Annotated in this window: 17 protein-coding genes; 5 read left to right on the top strand and 12 right to left on the bottom strand. The window is 72.4% G+C overall.

The annotated features are described in order from the left end of the window. Positions 1-37: 37 nt before the first annotated feature. Both A4E84_RS06030 and A4E84_RS06025 read right to left on the bottom strand, forming a co-directional pair. Positions 38-1,069: an NAD-dependent epimerase/dehydratase family protein gene (locus A4E84_RS06030; RefSeq protein ID WP_107308274.1), complete on the bottom strand. Its 1,032-nt coding sequence runs from the start codon at positions 1,067-1,069 to the stop codon at positions 38-40. Positions 1,070-1,128: 59 nt separating this feature from the next. Continuing rightward, the gene (locus A4E84_RS06025) at positions 1,129-1,848 is read right to left on the bottom strand and encodes a lysophospholipid acyltransferase family protein (protein ID WP_062925543.1); all 720 of its coding nucleotides are present in this window, start codon (positions 1,846-1,848) and stop codon (positions 1,129-1,131) included. A gap of 354 nt (positions 1,849-2,202) precedes the next feature. Here A4E84_RS06025 and A4E84_RS06020 point away from each other — a divergent pair, with 354 nt between their 5' ends. Next, on the top strand, positions 2,203-2,658 hold the full coding sequence (locus A4E84_RS06020) for an RpiB/LacA/LacB family sugar-phosphate isomerase (protein WP_062925542.1): 456 nt from the start codon (positions 2,203-2,205) through the stop codon (positions 2,656-2,658). 1 nt (position 2,659) lies between these two features. Here the strand turns inward: A4E84_RS06020 and A4E84_RS06015 are convergent, their stop codons facing one another. The 5 genes from A4E84_RS06015 to A4E84_RS05995 form a co-directional block, all read right to left on the bottom strand. After that, positions 2,660-3,898 carry a PP2C family protein-serine/threonine phosphatase gene (locus A4E84_RS06015; RefSeq protein ID WP_062925541.1) on the bottom strand — a complete coding sequence of 413 codons (1,239 nt, stop codon included), beginning with the start codon at positions 3,896-3,898 and terminating at the stop codon, positions 2,660-2,662. Positions 3,899-3,964: 66 nt separating this feature from the next. Further along, a complete protein-coding gene (locus tag A4E84_RS06010) occupies positions 3,965-6,415 on the bottom strand; it encodes a SpoIIE family protein phosphatase (protein WP_062925540.1) in 2,451 nt (816 codons plus the stop codon). 811 nt (positions 6,416-7,226) lie between these two features. After that, a complete protein-coding gene (gene rocD / locus A4E84_RS06005) occupies positions 7,227-8,480 on the bottom strand; it encodes an ornithine--oxo-acid transaminase (RefSeq protein ID WP_062925539.1) in 1,254 nt (417 codons plus the stop codon). After that, complete coding sequence (gene ddaH / locus A4E84_RS06000) at positions 8,477-9,307, bottom strand: dimethylargininase (RefSeq protein ID WP_062925538.1); 831 nt, start codon at positions 9,305-9,307, stop codon at positions 8,477-8,479. The genes rocD and ddaH overlap by 4 nt, the downstream gene beginning before the upstream one ends. A gap of 126 nt (positions 9,308-9,433) precedes the next feature. After that, positions 9,434-9,952, bottom strand: coding sequence for an Lrp/AsnC family transcriptional regulator (locus tag A4E84_RS05995; protein WP_062925537.1), 519 nt, complete (start codon positions 9,950-9,952; stop codon positions 9,434-9,436). 56 nt (positions 9,953-10,008) lie between these two features. On the opposite strand from A4E84_RS05995, the gene A4E84_RS05990 reads away from it, so the two are divergent. From A4E84_RS05990 to A4E84_RS05975, 4 genes are read left to right on the top strand one after another with little or no spacing between them, the layout of a single operon-like run. Further along, a complete protein-coding gene (locus tag A4E84_RS05990; protein WP_062925536.1) occupies positions 10,009-10,758 on the top strand; it encodes a LytR/AlgR family response regulator transcription factor in 750 nt (249 codons plus the stop codon). Between the two features lie 2 nt (positions 10,759-10,760). Beyond that, entirely contained in the window at positions 10,761-11,123 is a 363-nt protein-coding gene (locus tag A4E84_RS05985; RefSeq protein ID WP_062931337.1) for a hypothetical protein, read from the top strand. A gap of 10 nt (positions 11,124-11,133) precedes the next feature. Continuing rightward, on the top strand, positions 11,134-12,849 hold the full coding sequence (locus A4E84_RS05980; RefSeq protein WP_062925535.1) for a sodium/solute symporter: 1,716 nt from the start codon (positions 11,134-11,136) through the stop codon (positions 12,847-12,849). Next, positions 12,846-14,060 (top strand): sensor histidine kinase, encoded by a 1,215-nt coding sequence (locus A4E84_RS05975; protein WP_062925534.1) that lies wholly within the window; start codon positions 12,846-12,848, stop codon positions 14,058-14,060. Before A4E84_RS05980 ends, A4E84_RS05975 begins: the two co-directional genes overlap by 4 nt. A gap of 4 nt (positions 14,061-14,064) precedes the next feature. Here the strand turns inward: A4E84_RS05975 and A4E84_RS05970 are convergent, their stop codons facing one another. The 5 genes from A4E84_RS05970 to A4E84_RS05950 form a co-directional block, all read right to left on the bottom strand. Continuing rightward, the gene (locus A4E84_RS05970) at positions 14,065-14,244 is read right to left on the bottom strand and encodes a hypothetical protein (RefSeq protein ID WP_030835374.1); all 180 of its coding nucleotides are present in this window, start codon (positions 14,242-14,244) and stop codon (positions 14,065-14,067) included. 80 nt (positions 14,245-14,324) lie between these two features. Beyond that, on the bottom strand, positions 14,325-15,275 hold the full coding sequence (locus A4E84_RS05965) for a cytochrome c oxidase assembly protein (protein WP_062925533.1): 951 nt from the start codon (positions 15,273-15,275) through the stop codon (positions 14,325-14,327). A gap of 190 nt (positions 15,276-15,465) precedes the next feature. Beyond that, on the bottom strand, positions 15,466-16,491 hold the full coding sequence (locus tag A4E84_RS05960; RefSeq protein ID WP_062925532.1) for a 6-phosphofructokinase: 1,026 nt from the start codon (positions 16,489-16,491) through the stop codon (positions 15,466-15,468). Positions 16,492-16,693: 202 nt separating this feature from the next. Continuing rightward, on the bottom strand, positions 16,694-17,422 hold the full coding sequence (locus A4E84_RS05955; protein WP_062925531.1) for a type 1 glutamine amidotransferase: 729 nt from the start codon (positions 17,420-17,422) through the stop codon (positions 16,694-16,696). A 23-nt stretch (positions 17,423-17,445) separates the two neighbouring features. Beyond that, positions 17,446-18,684: a MurT ligase domain-containing protein gene (locus A4E84_RS05950; protein WP_033307230.1), complete on the bottom strand. Its 1,239-nt coding sequence runs from the start codon at positions 18,682-18,684 to the stop codon at positions 17,446-17,448. Positions 18,685-18,743: the final 59 nt, after the last annotated feature.

Raw genomic sequence — 18,743 nt, 5'->3', positions numbered from 1 at the left:
GTGCTGAGGGGCGGCCGGGACACCGGCCGCCCCTTGCTCATGCCGGCCGGGCCCCGAACCAGGCGTCCTCCGCCGCGTAGTCGAAGAGGTCCGGGTAGGCGCGGGCGAGGGTGGGGAACGCCTCCCGCCAGTCCTGCTCGGACAGCCGGCCGGTGAGCCACTCGACCGTGGCCGGCAGGCTGTCCGGGTAGGAGACGACCGGCCGGTAGCCCAGCTCCCGTTGCGCGGCGGACATGTCGCACACCACCGGCAGCTCCGCCGACCAGGGCGAGCTGCCCACGGACGCCTGCGCCGGCCCGTCCAGCAGGACGGTCTCCGTCTCCACCCCCATGACCGCGTCCACGGCGGCCCCGATCTCCGACACCGTCGGCGGCCGCGGATCACAGGCGTTGAGCACCCGCGTGCCCGGCCTGGCCGCCGCCAGCCGGATCAGTTCGGCGATGTTGCGGGCGGCCGAGGTGTGGAAGAGGCTCTCACCCCGGAAGGCGAGCACCCTCCTGGGCCGGCGGTCGAGGTTGCGCTTGACGAAGTACAGCTCGCGGGGGAGCGGGCTGTACGGTCCGTGGATCGCGCCCGGGCGCAGCACGGTGGTGGGCAACCGGTCCGCCACCGAGAGGAGTTCACGCTCCAGGGCCACCTTGCCGGTGCTGTACGAGGCGTCCCCCGGGGGTACCGTCACCTGGTCCTCCCTGATGGGCACGGGGTACCGCGGGAGGCCGTCCGGCTCGGCCATGGTGTCGAAGCCGCGGCCCCCGCCGTCCTCGTACACCGACACGGTCGACACCACCACGGCCGCCCCGATCCGGTCGGCCAGGCCCGTCAACTGCCGTGCGTGCCGGGCCCCGTAGGCGACCAGGTCCACCACGAGGTCGCAGCCGTCGCCGATGAGCGCGCCGAGCGCCGCGTCGTCCTCGCGGTCCAGTCGCAGCGTCCGCACCTGACCGGGCCAGTTCTCGTCCCGGCCGCCACCGCGCGACGCGGCCGTCACCTCCCAGCCGTCCCGTGCCAGCGCCTGCACCGCCGGCCTCCCGATCTGTCCGCCGGCCCCGATCACCACAGCACGTCCCATGCCGCGACCGTAGATCGCCGCGGGCCGGCCGCGGAACCGGCTTCTGCCGACAGCAGAGCTCAACCGAGCGGCATGCGCCGGAACTTCCGCTCCTTCGTGGCGGCGTCCTCCTCGGCCTTCACCGCGGCCGCGTACCGGTCCACGTACTCCTGCTCGGACAGCGAGAGGATCGCGTACATGATCTCGTCGGTGATGGCACGCAGGACGGCCTTCTCCTTCTCCATGCCCTCGTAGCGGGAGAAGTCGAGGGGCTTGCCGAAGCGGATGACGACGGGGTGGATGCTGGGGATGACCTTGCCGGGCGGCTGGGCCTCGAAGGTGCCGATCATCGCGCAGGGGATCACCGGGACGCCGGCCTTGAGCGCCATCACCGCCACCCCGACCTTGCCCTTGTAGAGCCGGCCGTCGTGCGAGCGGGTGCCCTCGGGGTAGATGCCGAGCAGCTCGTCCTTGCTCAGCACGCCGAGGCCCTCGCGGATCGCGGCCTGGCCAGCGTCCTTGCCGGAGCGGTCGACCGGGATCTGCCCCGCGCTGCGGAAGAAGAACGCCGTCAGGCGGCCCTTGACCCCGGGGCCCGTGAAGTACTCGGCCTTCGCGAGGAAGGTGATGCGCCGTTTGAGGATCGCGGGCATCAGGAAGTGGTCCGAGAACGACAGGTGGTTCCCGGCGATGATCGCGGCGCCCTCCGCGGGCACGTGCTCCAGGCCCTCTATTCGAGGCCGGAAGACCAGTCGCAGCAGCGGACCCAGCAGCACGTATTTCAGCAGGTAGTAGAACAAAGCGGGCGCTCCTCGACTCTCGCGGTGGACTCAACCGCCGCGTTCCAGCAGGTCAACCGGCATGTCGTGGGGTGCCAGTGTAGGTGCAGGCGCGGCCACCGGGCACCTCGTGCGAGCGGACCGCACAGATCCTTCGCCATTTGACTGATGGTCAGTCAGGCGGGTGCTTCCGATGGTGCTCATGCGGCTGGGGAGAACCGCGGGACCAGCGTGCTGCGCAGCCCGGGTGACGGGCAAGCCGAACGGGTGGCCTGGCGCGATAGCGGGGGGTGCCTGGCGGGCCGGTGGCTCTTGTGCGCGGATGGCCGCTGTGGGCCGGTGGCCTTCGCCGCTCCGCCGAGTAACCTGCCAGGCATGCGGATCTCTGTTTCCTCGGACATGGACGAACCCGTCGCCCGCTCCCTCGTCGCCGCCCTGCGCGAGCGGGGGCACGACGTGCGCCCGCACGGCGCGCTCCGCCCGGGCGACGACCCGCAGTGGGCGGTGTGCTCCGAGGCCGCTGCCCGCGAGGTCGCCGACGGTACGGCGGACCAGGCGGTGGTGTGCTGCTGGACCGGCACGGGCGCCTCGATCGCCGCGAACAAGGTGCCCGGCGTACGGGCCGCCCTGTGCACGGACGCCTACACGGCCGACGGGGCCCGCCGCTGGAACGACGCCAACGTGCTCGCGCTCAGCCTGCGGCTGACGTCGCAGCCGCTGCTGACGGAGATCCTCGACGCGTGGTTCGCCGGTGAGCCCAGCGCGGACGCCGAGGACCGGCAGAACGTCGACCGCGTCCGGCTGCTCGACCACGGCAAGACCCGCAGGTAGATCACAGTCGCACGATGATCAGCGCCGTGTCGTCGGTGGCGCCGCCCGGCGGCAGCAAGTCCGTGAGAACGGTGTCGGCAAGCGTCTCCGGGTCCTGGCCCCGGTGCTTGCGCAGGGCCTCGGCGAGCCGGTTCAGGCCGGTGTAGATGTCCTCGGTGCGCCGTTCGATCAGGCCGTCGGTGTAGAGCACGAGCGTGGCGCCCTCCTGGAACGTGGTCTCGGCCTGGGGTCGCGGGATCGGGTCGGGGCGGGCGTCCAGCGGCGTGTCCGTGGCCTGGTCGAGGAACTCCGTACGGCCGTCCGGGTGGACGAGCACGGGCGGGGGATGGCCGGCGCTGCTGTACGTGATGACGTGGCGGTCGCAGTCGATGAAGGTCGTCACGGCCGTCGCCGACTCGGCCCCGTCGATCACGTGGGCGTAGCGCCCCAGCACGTCCAGGGCCTGGGCCGGCCCCGCGGCCACCCGGGACGCCGCACTGAGCGCGCTGCGCAACTGGCCCATCACCCCGGCGGCCGCCAGCCCGTGCCCGACCACGTCGCCCACGGCCACGCCGATCCGGTCGCCGCCCACCAGGTCGACCAGGTCGTACCAGTCCCCGCACACGTTGAGCGCGCCCACGGCGGGGCGGTACCGGACGGCGGCCGGGTGATTGCGGACCTGCCGGGGCGCGGGAAGCATCGCCTCCTGCAACGCCAGCGCCACCTCCCGCTCCCGGGAGTGCGCCTGGCGCAGCCGCTCGTTGAGCTCCTGCAGCTCACGGGCGCGGGTGTACAGCTCGGCCTCCAGCACCCGGGCCCGGCTGCCCCGGCTCCCCGGAGAGCCGGCCCGGGCCCGGATCAGCTCCGTGACCTCCTCCACCCGGTGCACGATCAGCACGACCTTGCCCTCCGGGCCGAGCAGCGGCGCGTTCACCGGGCTCCAGTAGCGCTTCTGCCACTCGCCGGGCCGCTCCGGGTCCTCGATGTCGTAGCGCTGCAGCGCCATGGTGTCGCGCTCCCCGGTGGCCAGGACGCGGTACAGCGAGGCCTCCAGATTGCGCATGCCCGTCGCGGCCGAGTTGTTCGGGTTGTCCGGGAAGACGTCGAACAGGTACTTGCCGATCAGCTGCTCCCGCGAGCGGCCGGAGACGCGGACGAACTCGTCGTTGACGTCCGCGTACACGAGCTCGGGCGTCAGGAGCGCCACCATGCCGGGCAAGGCCTTGAAAACCGCACCGTAGTCGATCGCCGTCTCCGCCATGGCTGCCGCCTCACCGTCGCCGGGATCACACCAGTTTCGCACGGTATGGGTGAACCTCGACCGGCTTCACTCCGGGAGGTCCGTCAGGGACTGCTCGGCCCAGATGATCTTCCCCTCGGGTACGAACCGCGTGCCCCACCGCTGCGTGAGCTGGGAGACCAGCAGCAGCCCGCGCCCGCCCTCGTCCGTCGTACGGGGATGGCGCAGATGGGGCGCGGTGGCGCCGCCGTCGAGAACCTCGCACACCAGCGCGCGCTCCCGGATCAGCCGGAGCCGGATGGACCCGGTGGCGTACCGCATGGCGTTGGTGACCAGCTCGCTCACCACCAGCTCCGTGGTGAAGGCCAGTTCGTCCAGGCCCCAGCGCGCCAGCTGCCGGGTGGCCGTGCGACGGGCGTCGGCGACCACGGCCGGGTCCGAGGGCAGCTCCCAGGCCGCGACCTGCTCGCTGCCGAGACGTTTCGTCCGGGCCATCAGCAGGGCCACGTCGTCATAGGGGCGGGCCGGGACCAGCGCGTCGACCACGGCCCTGCAGTACGACTCGAGCGGGCCCGACCGCTCCAGCGCCCGGCGCAGCCGCTCCCGGCCCGCGTCGACGGCCCAGGTCTCGCCCCGGGCCAGCAGACCGTCGGTGTGCAGCGCGAGCGTGCTGCCCTCCGCGAGCGGCAGATCCACCGCCTCGAAGGGCGGCCCGCCCACGCCCAGCGGTGGCCCCTGGGGCAGGTCGACGAAGACGACGGAGCCGTCGGGCAGCACCACGGCCGGAGCGGGATGCCCCGCCGCGGCCATCGCACATCCGCCGTCGACCGGGTCGTAGACCACGTACAGGCACCCGGAACCCACGACCCGCGCCCCGGCCGACCCCCTCGCGCCGGGCTCCCCACCCTCCTCCCGGGCCGACCGGCCCACCAGGTCGTCGAGGTGCGCCAGCACCTCCGCGGGCGGCAGATCCAGCGCCGCCAGGGTCCGTACGGCCGTCCGCAGCTGCCCCATGGCCGCCGCGGCGTCGATGCCGTGCCCGGGCACCTCGCCCACGACCAGCGCGACACGCGCCCCGGACAGGGGGATGAGGTCGTACCAGTCGCCGCCGAGACCGGTCAGCTCGTCGGCCGGCCGGTAGCACGCGGCCACCTCGACGGCGTCCTGCTCGGGCAGCCGGTGGGGGAGCAGGCTGCGCTGCAGGACGAGCGCGGCGTCCCGCTCGCGGGTGTAGCGGCGGGCGTTGTCCACGCAGACGCCCGCGCGGGCGACGAGGTCCTCGGCCAGCCGGAGATCCTCCTCGTCGAAGGACTCCCGCTGGTGGCGCCGGTAGAAGGTCGTGATGCCCAGCGTGGTGCCGCGCGAGCGGATCGGCACGGACATCACGCTGTGCAGGCCCAGCTCCCGGAAGGTGGCCCGGCGGCCGCTCGGGGTGTCCGTCGTCCAGTCCCGGGTCAGCGGGTCGAGCCGCTCCTCCCGCCAGGACCGTCCTGTGGCCAGACAGCGGAAGGGCGGCGTTCCGGCCCGGAAGGCCACCGTCTCGCCGACCTCGATGACCGCTTCGGCGAGGTCGTCCTGCGCGGACCGGTAGCCGGCGCGGCGCAGCTCCTCCGAGTCCGCGAGCGGCCCGGGAGCCGGCTCCGCGCCCCGCAGCACCGACTCCAGCAGATCCACGGTGACGAAGTCGGCCAGCCCCGGCACGGCCACGTCCGCCAGCTCCTGTGCCGTGCGCGTGAGGTCCAGGCTGCGGCCGATGCTCTCGCCGGCCCGGTCGAGCAGCGCCAGCCGCTGCCGCGCCCTGTGCCGCTCGGTCATGTCCACGACGGTGTAGTACACGCCGATCGGCTGGCCCTGGTCGTCCTCGAGCCGGGTGAACGACAGCATGTGCGCGGTCTCCCGCAACGGGGCCGAGCGCACGTGACCCACGTGCTCGTAGCCGATCACCGGCTCGCCGGTCTCCAGCACGTGCCGCATCTGCGCCTCGACCGCCTGGGCGTCCATGCCGGGCTGGACGTCCGCGAAGCGCAGACCGAGCCGTCGCGCGGCCGGACCGCCGCCGAACTGCTCCAGGGCCGCGTTCGACCACACGAAGCGCAGGTCCGTGTCCACGATGGCGATACCGACCGGGGCACCCGCCGCCATCTGCTCCAGGACCGTGCGGCTCATGTCCCAGCCGGGGGCGCCGGTCAGCTCCGACAGGAGCATCAGCCAGCGCGACCCGCCGTGCGCCTCCTCGGCCGAGGCGATCCGGGCCGCCACCCTCACCGGCCGCCCGTCCCTGTGGCGGACCGTCAGCAGCCCCGTCCAGCCGCCGTCCCTGCGGCACCGCTCGACCAGGTCCGGCACGCGCTGCGCGTCCTCGGCGACCAGCAGATCGGCCAGCTTCCTGCCGACCGCCTCCGAAGCCGGGTACGCCAGCAGTCGCCGGGCACCGCTGGTCCAGCCCGTCACCACGCCCTGCGGATCGAGCAACAGGGGCGCCGCGTCGGCCACATCGAACCGCTGCCGGGCAACGTCGTACACCTCGTCTGCGCCCACGGCCGACCTCTCTGTCGCTGAGAGTGGTCTACCACCTCTTGCCCCAATCTTCACCCTTCCGGCGAGAGCGGGCGGCTTGTGCAGGGCCGGTCGGGGCGGCCGGCTCCGCTCGGAGGGGGCGACGAAGGACGGACGGCGAGGCCGGCACGGATGCGGCCCTGCTCGGCTCGATCCGCGCCCGGTCTCCCTGTCAGCGCCACCGTCCGCGACAGCGACAGCGACAGCGACAGCGGCAGTGGCAGCCGTCCGCCGCCGGCACCGGGCCCTGCCCGGTTCGGCCTGCGTCAGGCCCTCTGCCGTGCCGACTCGCGGGCCGCCGGTCGTCAGCAGGTGCCGGTCGTCCGCAGCAGCACCGGCGACGTCGGTCCCGGGCCCTCCTCGGCTCGGGCTGCGTCCGACGCCTGTCGCGCCGACGCGCCCGGCCGCCTGTCCCGGGCACATGGCCCGGGCGTTCGCCTCGGTTCGGGTCGGCGCCCGGCGCTCGCGGGTGGTGCCGTGGGTGCCCGGGCCGGTGAGCGGCGGCAGGACGGTGGCGCGGGCATCGTCGGTACTGGGCCCTGGCCGGTTCGGGCTGCGTCAGGCCCCCCGCGATGTCGACGCGGGGTCGCGGAGCGGTGGCAGCGGCAGGCGCTCCCACGGTCCGTACGGTGTGCCCGCTCGCTGTCACCGACGCCTGAAGCTCCTCCTCCAGCGCACCCGGTACAGCCCGCGCTCCTCCTCCGGCGCCCCCGGTACAGCCCGCGCAGCACCCGGGTGGGGAGCCCCGTCCACGTCGTGGACGTCGCTCCCCACCAGGTGATCACCGGGCTCCTCAGCCCAGCGCCTTCTCCAGCGCCGCGAGGGCCCCCGTCAGCTCCTCGCCCGTGATGGTGAGGGGCGGGGCCAGGCGGATCGTGGAGCCGTGGGTGTCCTTCGCCAGGACTCCCTCGCGCATCAGGCGTTCGCTGATCTCGCGACCGGTGCCGAGCGCGGGGTCGACGTCGACGCCCGCCCACAGGCCGCGCGAGCGGAAGCCGACGACGCCCTTGCCGACCAGCCCCGTCAGACCGTCACGCAGGATCATGCCGAGCTCGGCCGCCCGGCGCTGGAACTCGCCCGTCTCCAGCAGTTCCACCACCGCCGTACCGACGGCAGCGGCCAGCGGATTGCCGCCGAAGGTGGAGCCGTGCTCACCCGGATGCAGCACCCCGAGCACCTCCCGGCGCCCGACCACCGCCGACACCGGCACGATGCCGCCGCCCAGCGCCTTGCCCAGCAGCAGCACGTCCGGCACCACCGGCTCGTGCTCGACCGCCAGCGTGCGGCCCGTGCGGCCGAGCCCGGACTGGATCTCGTCCGCGATGAACAGACACTCCTTGCGGCGGGTCAGTTCCCGCACACCGGCCAGATAGCCCTCGTCGGGGATGATCACCCCCGCCTCGCCCTGGATGGGCTCGATCAGCACGGCGGCCGTCGTCTCGTCGATGGCCGCCTCCATCGCGGCCAGGTCGTTGTACGGCACCACCCGGAAACCCGGTGTGAAGGGCCCGAAGCCCGCCCGGGCCGTCTCGTCCGTCGAGAAGCTGACGATCGTCGTCGTACGGCCGTGGAAGTTGTCCGCCGCCACGACGATCGTCGCCCGGCCGTCCGGGACGCCCTTGACGTCGTAGGCCCACTTTCGGGCCACCTTCACGCCGCTCTCCACCGCCTCCGCGCCGGTGTTCATGGGCAGGACCATGTCCATGCCGGTCAGCGCGGCCAGCCGCTCCGCGAACTCGGCGAGCCGGTCGTTGTGGAAGGCGCGGGAGGTGAGCGTCAGCCGGTCGAGCTGGCGGTGGGCCGCCTCGATCAGCGCCGGGTGCCGGTGGCCGAAGTTGAGGGCCGAGTAGCCGGCCAGCATGTCGAGGTAGCGCCGCCCCTCCACGTCCTCCACCCAGGTGCCCTCGGCACGGGCGACGACCACCGGCAGCGGGTGGTAGTTGTGTGCGAGGACCGGCTCCTCCGCGCGGATCAGCTCCTGCGAGCCACGGGTCTCCCGCGAGCCACGGCTCTCCTGCGGGTCCTCGGTGCGGACGGGTGCGGTCATGAGCGGATCTCCCGGATCTCCTGGGTGCAGCACTTGATGCCGCCACCGGCCTTCTGGAACTCGGACAGGTCGACGGGGACGGGGACGTAGCCACGGCCGGCCAGCTGTTCGGCCAGGCCCGTCGCCCCCGGCGAGATGAACACGTGGCGCCCGTCGGAGACGGAGTTGAGCCCGAACGCCATCGCGTCCTCGCGGGTGGCGAGCACCGCGTCCGGGTACAGCCGGGCCAGCACCTCACGGCTGCCCGGCGAGAACGCCTCGGGGTAGTAGGCGATGTTCCCGTCGTGCCCCTCGTCGAGGACGAACAGTGCCGTGTCCAGGTGATAGAAGTACGGATCCACCAGCGTCAGGCTGATCACCGGCATCCCGAAGTACTCCTGCACCTCGCTGTGGGCCTCCCGGGTCGTACGAAAGCCCGTCCCGGCCAGGATCCAGCGGCCGGCCGGCACCAGGTCGCCCTCGCCCTCGCACACCGACTCGGGGTGGTACACCTCGTAGCCCTCCGCCTTGAACCACGCCTCGTACGGCACGGACTCGGGACGGCGCTCGGGCGCGTGGAAGAGCGAGCCGAAGACGCGGCCGTCGACGACGACCGCCGCGTTCGCGGCGAAAACCATGTCGGGCAGGCCGGGAACGGGTTTCACACTGTCCACGGTATGGCCGTGGGCACGGTAGGTGTCGACCATCGCCTGCCACTGGTCCAGGGCGCGGAGCACATCGACGGGTTCGTCGGGATGCATCCACGGGTTGATCGCGTACTGCACGGCGAAGTGTCTGGGTTCGCAGACGAGATAGCGCCGCCGGCGCGGCACACGGGAGTCGGGCACAGAGGGGTCCCTCCGCTTCCTCACGGTGTGTGACTGGGGGTTGACACAACGGTAGAAACTGGCGGAGGTGCGCGACAAGAAACAAAGATTGCGCGTTCGCGCAGGAACGCTGCGTCTTACCTCCGCTCAGCGCACGTCTGCTGCGCCGCCCGAAGCCCCCTCCGGGGCCGGATGGCTCGCGCCGGCCTCCGGGCTCTCCGGCAGCAGATGGGACAGCACCATCACGCTGATCGTCTTCCGGATGAACGGCTCCTGCCGGATCCGCTCCAGCACCTCCTCGAAGTGCTCCACGTCCCGCGCCCGGACATGCAGCAACGCGTCCGCCCCGCCGGTCACGGTCATCGCCGCGGCGATCTCCGGGTAGTCGCGCACGACCTCGGCCAGCCGCCGCGGCGGGGCGGCGCCCTCGCAGTACACCTCGACGTAGGCCTCCGTGCGCCAGCCGAGCGCCGACGGCTTCACCGTCGCCGAGAACCCGGTGATCACACCCGTCTCGCGCAGCCGGTCGACCCGCCGCTTGACCGCCGTGGCCGACAGCCCGATCGCCGTGCCGATCTCGGCGAACGACGTCCTCGCGTTCGCCATCAACGCGGTGATGATCTTCCGGTCGAGTTCGTCGAACGGCGTGGACGACCTGCTGTTCATGCGGGCACTGTATCCACGTGTCCGGACAGCGGGGATGACCCCTACACTCCGGGTTCATGCTGCGCGCCCTGGCTGTCGACGACGAACGCCCCTCCCTGGAGGAGCTGCTCTACCTCCTGCACGCCGATCCCCGCATCGGCAGCGCGGAGGGCGCCGGCGACGCCACCGAGGCGCTGCGCCGCATGAACCGCGCCCTGGAGTCCGGCCCGGGCGGGCCCGAGGCCATCGACGTCGTCTTCCTCGACATCCAGATGCCCGGCCTCGACGGCCTCGACCTCGCCCGGCTGCTCACCGGCTTCGCCCGGCCGCCGCTCGTCGTGTTCGTCACCGCCCACGAGGACTTCGCCGTGCAGGCCTTCGACCTCAAGGCCGTCGACTACGTACTCAAACCGGTCCGCAAGGAGCGCCTCGCCGAGGCCGTCCGCCGGGCCGCCGAGCTGCGCGGCGCTGCCCCGCACATCCCCGTGCACGAACCCGACCCGGACCACATACCCGTGGAACTCGGCGGCGTGACCCGTTTCGTCGCCGTCGAGGACATCACCCACGTCGAGGCCCAGGGCGACTACGCGCGCCTGCACACCGACAAGGGCAGCCACCTGGTGCGCATCCCGCTGTCCACCCTGGAGGAGCGCTGGCGCGCGCGCGGCTTCGTCCGCATCCACCGCCGCCACCTCGTCGCCCTGCGCCACATCGGCGAACTCCGCCTCGACGCGGGTACCGTCAGCGTCCTCATCGGCTCCGAAGAACTCCAGGTCAGCCGCCGCCACACGCGCGAACTGCGCGACCTGCTCATGAGGAGGCCGTGACGGTGCCCCAGGACCACACCGAACGCCGCGTCGTCGTCACCGGCCCGCCCCGCCAGAGCAGCCGGGCCTCCTCCGGCTACTACCGCCCGCGCACCGAGATCGACGAGCAGACCACCCTCGGCCACACCTACGTCCGCTCCCTGATGCGCACCCAACTGCGCGCCGCCCTCACCGTCTTCGCCGTCCTCGGCCTGCTCGTCGGTCCGCTCCCGCTGCTCTTCGCGGCGATGCCCGACGCCCGCCGCCTGGAGTGGGCCGTCCTCGGCTTCGGCCTCTACGTCCCCCTGGTCCTGCTCGCCCGCTGGTACGTCCGCCGCGCCGAGCGCAACGAGCGCGACTTCGTACGCCTCGTCGAGGACCGCTGAAGCCGAACCGATGAACTCCAGCTACGCCATCCCCGCCGTCGCCCTCGTCGTCGTCGCGACGGTCCTCGTCGGCGCCTTCGGCCTGCGCATCTCCCGTACCACCTCCGATTTCTACGTCGCCTCCCGCACCGTCGGACCCCGCCTCAACGCCGCCGCCATCAGCGGCGAGTACCTCTCCGCCGCCTCCTTCCTGGGCATAGCGGGCCTCGTCCTGGTCCAGGGCCCCGACATGCTCTGGTACCCGGTCGGCTACACCGCCGGATACCTGGTCCTACTGCTCTTCGTCGCCGCCCCGCTGCGCCGCTCCGGCGCCTACACGCTCCCCGACTTCGCCGAGGCCCGCCTCGCCTCCCAGGCCGTACGGCGGCTCGCCGGTGCGTTCGTCGTCGGTGTCGGCTGGCTGTACCTGCTGCCCCAGCTCCAGGGCGCCGGACTGACCCTGACCGTGCTGACCGGTGCGCCCGACTGGCTCGGCGGAGTGATCGTCGCCGTCGTCGTCACCGCCATCGTCGCCGCCGGCGGCATGCGCAGCATCACCTTCGTGCAGGCCTTCCAGTACTGGCTGAAGCTCACCGCCCTGCTCGTCCCCGCTCTCTTCCTGGTCCTCACCTGGCAGAGCGACGGAGCACCCCGGCACGCCTTCGACGAACCGGCCACCTTCCGCGAGCAGCGCGTCGTCCGGGTCGACGACAGCATCGACCTCACCCTCGACCGGCCGCTGACCGTCACGGTGACCGGCACCGTCGACGGCCGGACGCACACCGGCACCCGCCTGGAACTCCCCGTCGGCACCCACCGCATCGACAGCGGCACCCGCCTCACCTTCGCCGCGGGCGCCCCCGTCCCCCGGGCCGAGCGCGGCGGCGGCGGCGACCTGTCCCCGTCCCAGGCCGAGAGCCGCGAGGAACGCCCGCTGTACGCCACCTACGGGCTGATCCTCGCCACGTTCCTCGGCACCATGGGCCTGCCGCACGTCGTGGTCCGCTTCTACACCAGCCCGCACGGCGTCGCCGCCCGCCGCACCACCGTCGCGGTCCTCGGCCTGATCGGCGCCTTCTACCTCCTGCCACCCCTCTACGGCGCCCTCGGCCGCCTCTACGCCCCTGAACTCACCCTCACCGGCGACCCGGACGCCGCCGTCCTCCTGCTGCCCGACCGCATGATCGGGGGAGTGGGCGGCGACCTGCTGGGCGCGCTGGTCGCCGGGGGCGCCTTCGCCGCGTTCCTCTCGACGGCCTCGGGGCTGACCATGGCGGTCGCGGGCGTTCTCACCCAGGACGTCCTGCCGTCCCGGGGGGTCCGGCACTTCCGGCTCGGGACGGTCCTCGCGATGGCCGTGCCCCTCGCGGCGAGCGTCCTGGTCGGCGGGCTGCCGGTCGCCGACGCCGTCGGGCTCGCCTTCGCCGTGTCGGCGTCCTCGTTCTGCCCGCTGCTCGTCCTCGGCATCTGGTGGCGGCGGCTGACCCCGCCCGGCGCCGCCGCCGGGATGCTCGTCGGCGGCGGTTCCGCGCTGCTCGCCGTCGCCGCGACCATGGCGGGCTACCCGGGCGAGGGCGCCCCCCTGCACGCCCTGCTCGCCTGGCCCGCCCTGTGGTCGGTGCCGCTGGGCTTCCTCACCATGGTCCTGGTCTCCCTGGCCACGCCCGGCCGGGTCCCGCCCGGCACGGCCGCGGTCCTGGCCCGCTTCCACCTGCCCGAGGAACTGCGTACGGAGGTGCCGGCATGAACGGGTTCCTGGCAGGCCTGTGCGTCGCCGTGCTCCCGGTGCTCGCCCTGGGGGTCTGGCTCGGCCGGCGCACCGCACGCGCCAAGAGCCTCGCCGGCCTCGGCACCCCCGTCGAGCACGCCACCTTCGAGACCCTGCACACCGCCTCCCTCGCCGCGCCTCCGCTGCGGGCCGGCCTGACGGAGGAGACGGCCCGCAAGTCCGCCCGCAAACTGCGTTCCCTGCTCGGCACGGACGCCCTCTGCCTCACCGACCAGGGGCAGGTCCTGGTCTGGGACGGCGACGGCGCCCACCACCGCACCGAGATCATGGAACGCCTCGCGGGCCCCTTGGAGACCGGCCGGGGTGAAGCCTTCCGGCTCACCTGCGACAGCCTCGACTGCTCGGTGCGCTGGGCGGTCGTCGCCCCGCTCACCGTCGACGACCGGGTGCACGGTGCCCTCGTCGCCTGCGCGCCGCGCGAGTCGGCGGTACTGGTCCGGGCCGCCGGTGAGGTCGCCCGCTGGGTGTCGGTCCAGCTGGAACTGGCCGATCTCGACCAGTCCCGCACCCGACTCATCGAGGCCGAGATCAAGGCGCTGCGGGCCCAGATCTCCCCGCACTTCATCTTCAACTCGCTCGCGGTGATCGCCTCGTTCGTCCGCACCGACCCCGAGCGCGCCCGCGAGCTGCTCCTGGAGTTCGCCGACTTCACGCGCTACTCGTTCCGGCGGCACGGCGACTTCACCACGCTCGCCGAGGAACTCCACGCCATCGACCACTACCTGGCCCTGGTGCGGGCACGTTTCGGCGACCGCCTCTCCGTGACCCTCCAGATAGCCCCGGAGGTACTGCCGGTGACCCTGCCCTTCCTGTGCCTGCAGCCGCTCGTCGAGAACGCCGTCAAGCACGGCCTGGAGGGCAAGGCCGTCTCCCCCGGCAAGTGCCACATCCAGATCACCGCCCAGGACGCGGGCGCCGAGGCCCTCGTCGTCATCGAGGACGACGGTGCCGGCATGGACCCCGGCCTGCTGCGCCGCATCCTCGCCCGCGAGGTCAGCCCCTCGGGCGGCATCGGCCTCTCCAACGTCGACGACCGGCTCCGCCAGGTCTACGGCGACGACTACGGCCTCGTCATCGAGACCGCCGCGGGCGCGGGCATGAAGATCACCGTCCGGCTCCCGAAGTACCAGCCGGGGGTGCACTCGGCGGGCCGGCTGCCCCGGGAGTGAGCCGTCAGGTGCTGCGCGTGGTCACCACCAGCCCCAGCGTGATCAGACCCAGGACGACCCAGCCGAACCACAGCCAGCCGTTGCTCCCGAGCGCCACCGTGTAGGCCGTCACCACGACCAGCCCGCCCAATGTGAGCGCTCCCATGGTCTTCGTCGAGTTGGAACCGTTCGTGGAACCGGGCATCGCAACACCCTCCTCATGGTTCGGTTCCTCCATGGTGCCCGGCGAACGCCCGGCGCGCACGGCCCGTACCGAAGAGGTCTTCAGCGCCCCTGCGCGTTCAACGAGGCCAGATAGGCGTTGTACGCCTCCAGTTCCTTGTCGCCGTCGCGGTCGGCGGCCCGGTCCTCGCGCCTGGCCTGCCGCTGGTCCGAGGCGTACCACTGGAACAGCAGGGCCACCAGCACCAGCACGGAGGGGATCTCGCTGAACGCCCAGGCGATGCCGCCCGCCGCGTTCTGGTCCGAGAGCGCCTCGATGCCGAGCGAGGCGGGCGGATTCTTGAACGTCCCGATCATCGGCTCGGACGCCATCATCAGCGCGATCCCGAAGAACGCGTGGAACGGCATGCCGGCGAACAGCTCCAGCATGCGCATCAGATAGCCCGGGCGGTGCGGGCCCGGGTCGACGCCCATGATCGGCCAGAAGAACACCAGACCGACGGCGAGGAAGTGCACCATCATGGCGATGTGCCCCGGCTTGGAGCCCATCAAGGTGTCGAAGAGAGGCGTGAAGTACAGCCCGTAGAGGCTCGCGATGAACAGCGGGATCGTGAACGCCGGGTGTGTGATGATCCGCATGTACCGGCTGTGCAGGAACATCAGCAGCAGTTCACGCGGGCCCTTGCGCCCCCGCCCCGCGGTCGGCAGCGCCCGCAGCGCCAGCGTGATCGGCGCCCCGAGCAGGATGAGGATGGGCGACACCATGCTGATGACCATGTGCTGCACCATGTGCACGCTGAACATGACCATGCCGTAGTCGTTCAGCTGCGTGCACATCATGAGCATGATGCTCAGCACGCCCAGGACGAAGGCGACCGTCCGTCCCACGGGCCACTTGTCCCCGCGGCGGACGAGCCGCACGACACCCCACCCGTACAGGGCCAGCCCGGCCAGGCAGGCGACGAGGAAGAACGGGTCAGCCGACCACTCCAGCCCTCGTCCCAGCGTGAACGGCGGCAGATCCATGGTCATGCCGTGCCCGCTGTGATCCATTCCGCCGGCTCCTGTTTCGTGGGGGTGTGCAGCAGTCTGTCCGCCCCCAAGAGTAGAACCGCCCCCGGTCACCCTTGGGACCGGGGGCGGTTCTACGTCCTGGGGGCGCGGGGCTGTGTTCACTCTGCGGCTCCGCCGCGTGGGCGCGGCAAGCCACGAAATCACCCGCACTCGGCCGACTACGGAAACCTCAGAGAACGGTCTCCGCCTCGGCGTACCGCTCATCCGGCACCGTCTTCAGCGTCTTGACGGCCTCGGCCAGCGGCACCATCACGATGTCGGTCCCGCGCAGCGCGGTCATCTGCCCGAACTCCCCCCGGTGCACGGCCTCCACCGCATGCCACCCGAACCGCGTGGCCAGCACCCGGTCGTAGGCGGTCGGCGTACCGCCGCGCTGCACGTGGCCGAGGATCACCGGCCGGGCTTCCTTCCCGAGCCGTCCCTCCAGCTCCACGGACAGCTGCCGGGCGATCCCGGCGAACCGCTCGTGCCCGTAGATGTCCTTGCCGCCCTCGTCGAACTCCATGGTCCCGGCCCGGGGCTTGGCCCCCTCCGCCGCGACGACGATCGCGAAGCGCTTGCCCGCCTCGAACCGCTCGCCCACCCGGCGGGTCAGTTCCTCTATGTCGAAGGGCCGCTCGGGGACGACGATGGCGTGCGCGCCGGCCGCCATGCCGGAGTGCAGGGCGATCCAGCCGGTGTGACGGCCCATGACCTCGACCACCAGGACCCGCTGGTGCGATTCGGCGGTGGTCTTCAGCCGGTCCAGGGCCTCGGTCGCCACCCCGACGGCCGTGTCGAAGCCGAAGGTGACGTCCGTGACGGCGATGTCGTTGTCGATGGTCTTCGGCACGCCCACGACGGGCAGACCGCTGTCCGACATCAGCCGGGCGGCCTTGAGGGTGCCCTCGCCGCCGATCGGGATGATCGCGTCGAGGCCGAGCTCGGCGACATGGCCCCTGGCCCGCTCCACACCGTCCCGCAGATGGGAGGGCTGGACCCGGGAGGACCCGAGGATCGTGCCGCCACGGGCGAGGATGCCGCCCACCGCGTCGAGGTCGAGCTTGAGGTAGTCGCACTCCAGGAGGCCCTTCCAGCCGTCCCGGAAGCCGATGACCTCGTCGCCGTGGTCGACGACGGCGCGGTGCACGACGGACCGGATGACGGCGTTCAGGCCGGGGCAGTCGCCGCCGGACGTGAGGACACCAATGCGCATAGCCCGAATACCTTCTCAACGTGGGCCGGGGACCGGACCACGTTGTCCGGCTGGAATCCCCGCCACCCTAGCGGCATCGAGGGGCCGGACCGAAGCACGCGTCCGCCTGCTGGACGACCCCGCTCACCTGTGCGGATGGGCCGTCATACGGGCTGTTGACCAGCAGGTTGACGCGTACCTCGGGCACGCTGCGGCGCTGTGCCTAAGCGGGCTGCTGAGCAGCGGCGATCCGCTCGTTGCGCAGCGCCTCGTACCAGCGGTCGTCGGTCGGCGGCAGCGCGTTGACGTCGAGAGCCAGCTTCAGCAGCAGGTCCGCGATCAGCGGGTTGCGCGCGAGTACCGGACCGTGCATGTACGTGCCGAAGACGGTGTCGTTGTACGCGCCCTCCGTGCCGTCGCCCGTGCCGTTGCCGTTGCCGAAGCGCACCTGGGCCAGGGGGCGGGCGGTGGGTCCCAGATGGGTGACGCCCTGGTGGTTCTCGAAGCCGGTCAGCGGGGGCAGGCCGAGACGCTGGTCGACGTCGCCCAGCACGTCACCGACGCAGCGGGCGCCCTCGCCGCGCGTCGACACCACGTCCAGCAGCCCGAGGCCGGGCTCGCGCTGACCGAGGTCGTTGATGAACTCGTGGCCGAGGATCTGGTAGCCGGCGCACACGGAGAACACGATGGCGCCGTTCTCCACGGCACGGGTCAGGCCGCCGTCCCGGCGCAGCCGCTCGGCGGCGAGCCGCTGCGGCCGGTCCTCGCCGCCGCCGATGAGGTAGATGTCGCCGGAGGTCGGGATCGGCTGGTCGCTGCGCACGTCCAGGCGGGCCACGTCCAGGCGGCGCTGCTGGGCCCGGCGCTCGACTACGAGGACGTTGCCCTGGTCGCCGTAGGTGCTGAGCAGGTCGGGATAGATCCAGACGATGCGCAGTTGGTTGTCGCTCACAAAAGTCCCCTGACGTCTCGTGCTCAGTTGCCGACGCGGCGGCGCAGGTCCTGGAACGCCGTGTAGTTGGCGATGACCTCGATCCGGCCCGGCGGGCACGCCGCCACCGCCTGGTCGAGGTTCTCGTAGACCTGGAAGTGCTGGTCGGCGACCTCCAGGCGCACCGCCAGGTCCAGCCGCCGGTCGCCGACGACGCAGATCGGGTGGCCGGTCAGGCGCGAGTAGTCGACGTCCCACAGCCAGGAGGTGTCGGTGCCGTCGGCGGAGCGCGCGTTCACCGACAGGATGACCGGGGTGGGCGGCGGGTCGATCAGGGAGAACGTCTCCAGCCAGCCGGCCGGGTTCTTCGCGAGCAGCAGTCGCAGGTCACGGCCCTGGAACTGGACGACGTCGTAGCGCCCGGCCACCGCCTGCACCTGGTACATGCGCTCCAGCGCGACCTGCGGCGGCACCCCGAACACGGCGGCGACGGCGGCCGAGGAGGCGGCGTTGGCCTTGTTGGCGCGGCCGGGCAGCTGGAGGTGGATCGGCCAGGCCGAGCCGTGCGGGTCGAGCACGTGGTCGCCGGAGAGCGCCCAGCTCGGCGTCGGACGGCGGAAGCCGCACTCGCCGCAGAACCAGTCGTCGCCCGGGCGCTGCATCACGCCGCCGCACGACGGGCAGGACCAGGCGTCGTCCTTCCACATCTGCCCCGCGGCGACCCAGATCACGTTGGGGGAGGACGACGCCGCCCACACCACCAGCGGGTCGTCGCAGTTGGCCACGACCACGGCCTTGGAACCCGCGAGTCCCTCCCGCCAGTTCTCGGCGAGCATGCGGGTCTCGGCGGCCCGGTCGAGCTGGTCGCGCGAGAGGTTGAGCAGGGCGATGCACTTCGGGGCGGTGTCCCGGGCGACGCCGGCGAGGTACTTCTCGTCGACCTCGATGACGCCGTAGCGGGCGTCCGAGCTGCCGGCGAGGGCCGAGGTGATGCCGGCCGGCATGTTGGCGCCGAGCGCGTTGGAGACGACCGGTCCCGCCGCGCGCAGGGCCTCGGCGATGAGCCGGGTGGTGGTGGTCTTGCCGTTCGTCGCGGAGACCAGGATCACGTCCAGGTTCTGGGCGAGCCGGGCGAGGAGGTCGGGGTCGAGTTTCAGCGCGACCCGGCCGCCGATCACCGAACCGCTGCCGCGCCCTGCGGCGCGCGATGCCGCCGCGACCGCCTTGCCCGCGGTCACGGCCAGCTTGGCCCGCGGCGAGAGCGGGTCCGAGTTGCCTGCCATCAGTTCTCGATCCTCCTTGCGTACGCGCCGCGCCTTGAAGCCTGACGGCCACGTGGTGT

The organism is Streptomyces qaidamensis (assembly GCF_001611795.1).
In the GTDB taxonomy this organism is placed as follows: Bacteria; Actinomycetota; Actinomycetes; order Streptomycetales; family Streptomycetaceae; genus Streptomyces; species Streptomyces qaidamensis.
This window is presented reverse-complemented; position numbering and strand designations above follow the sequence as displayed.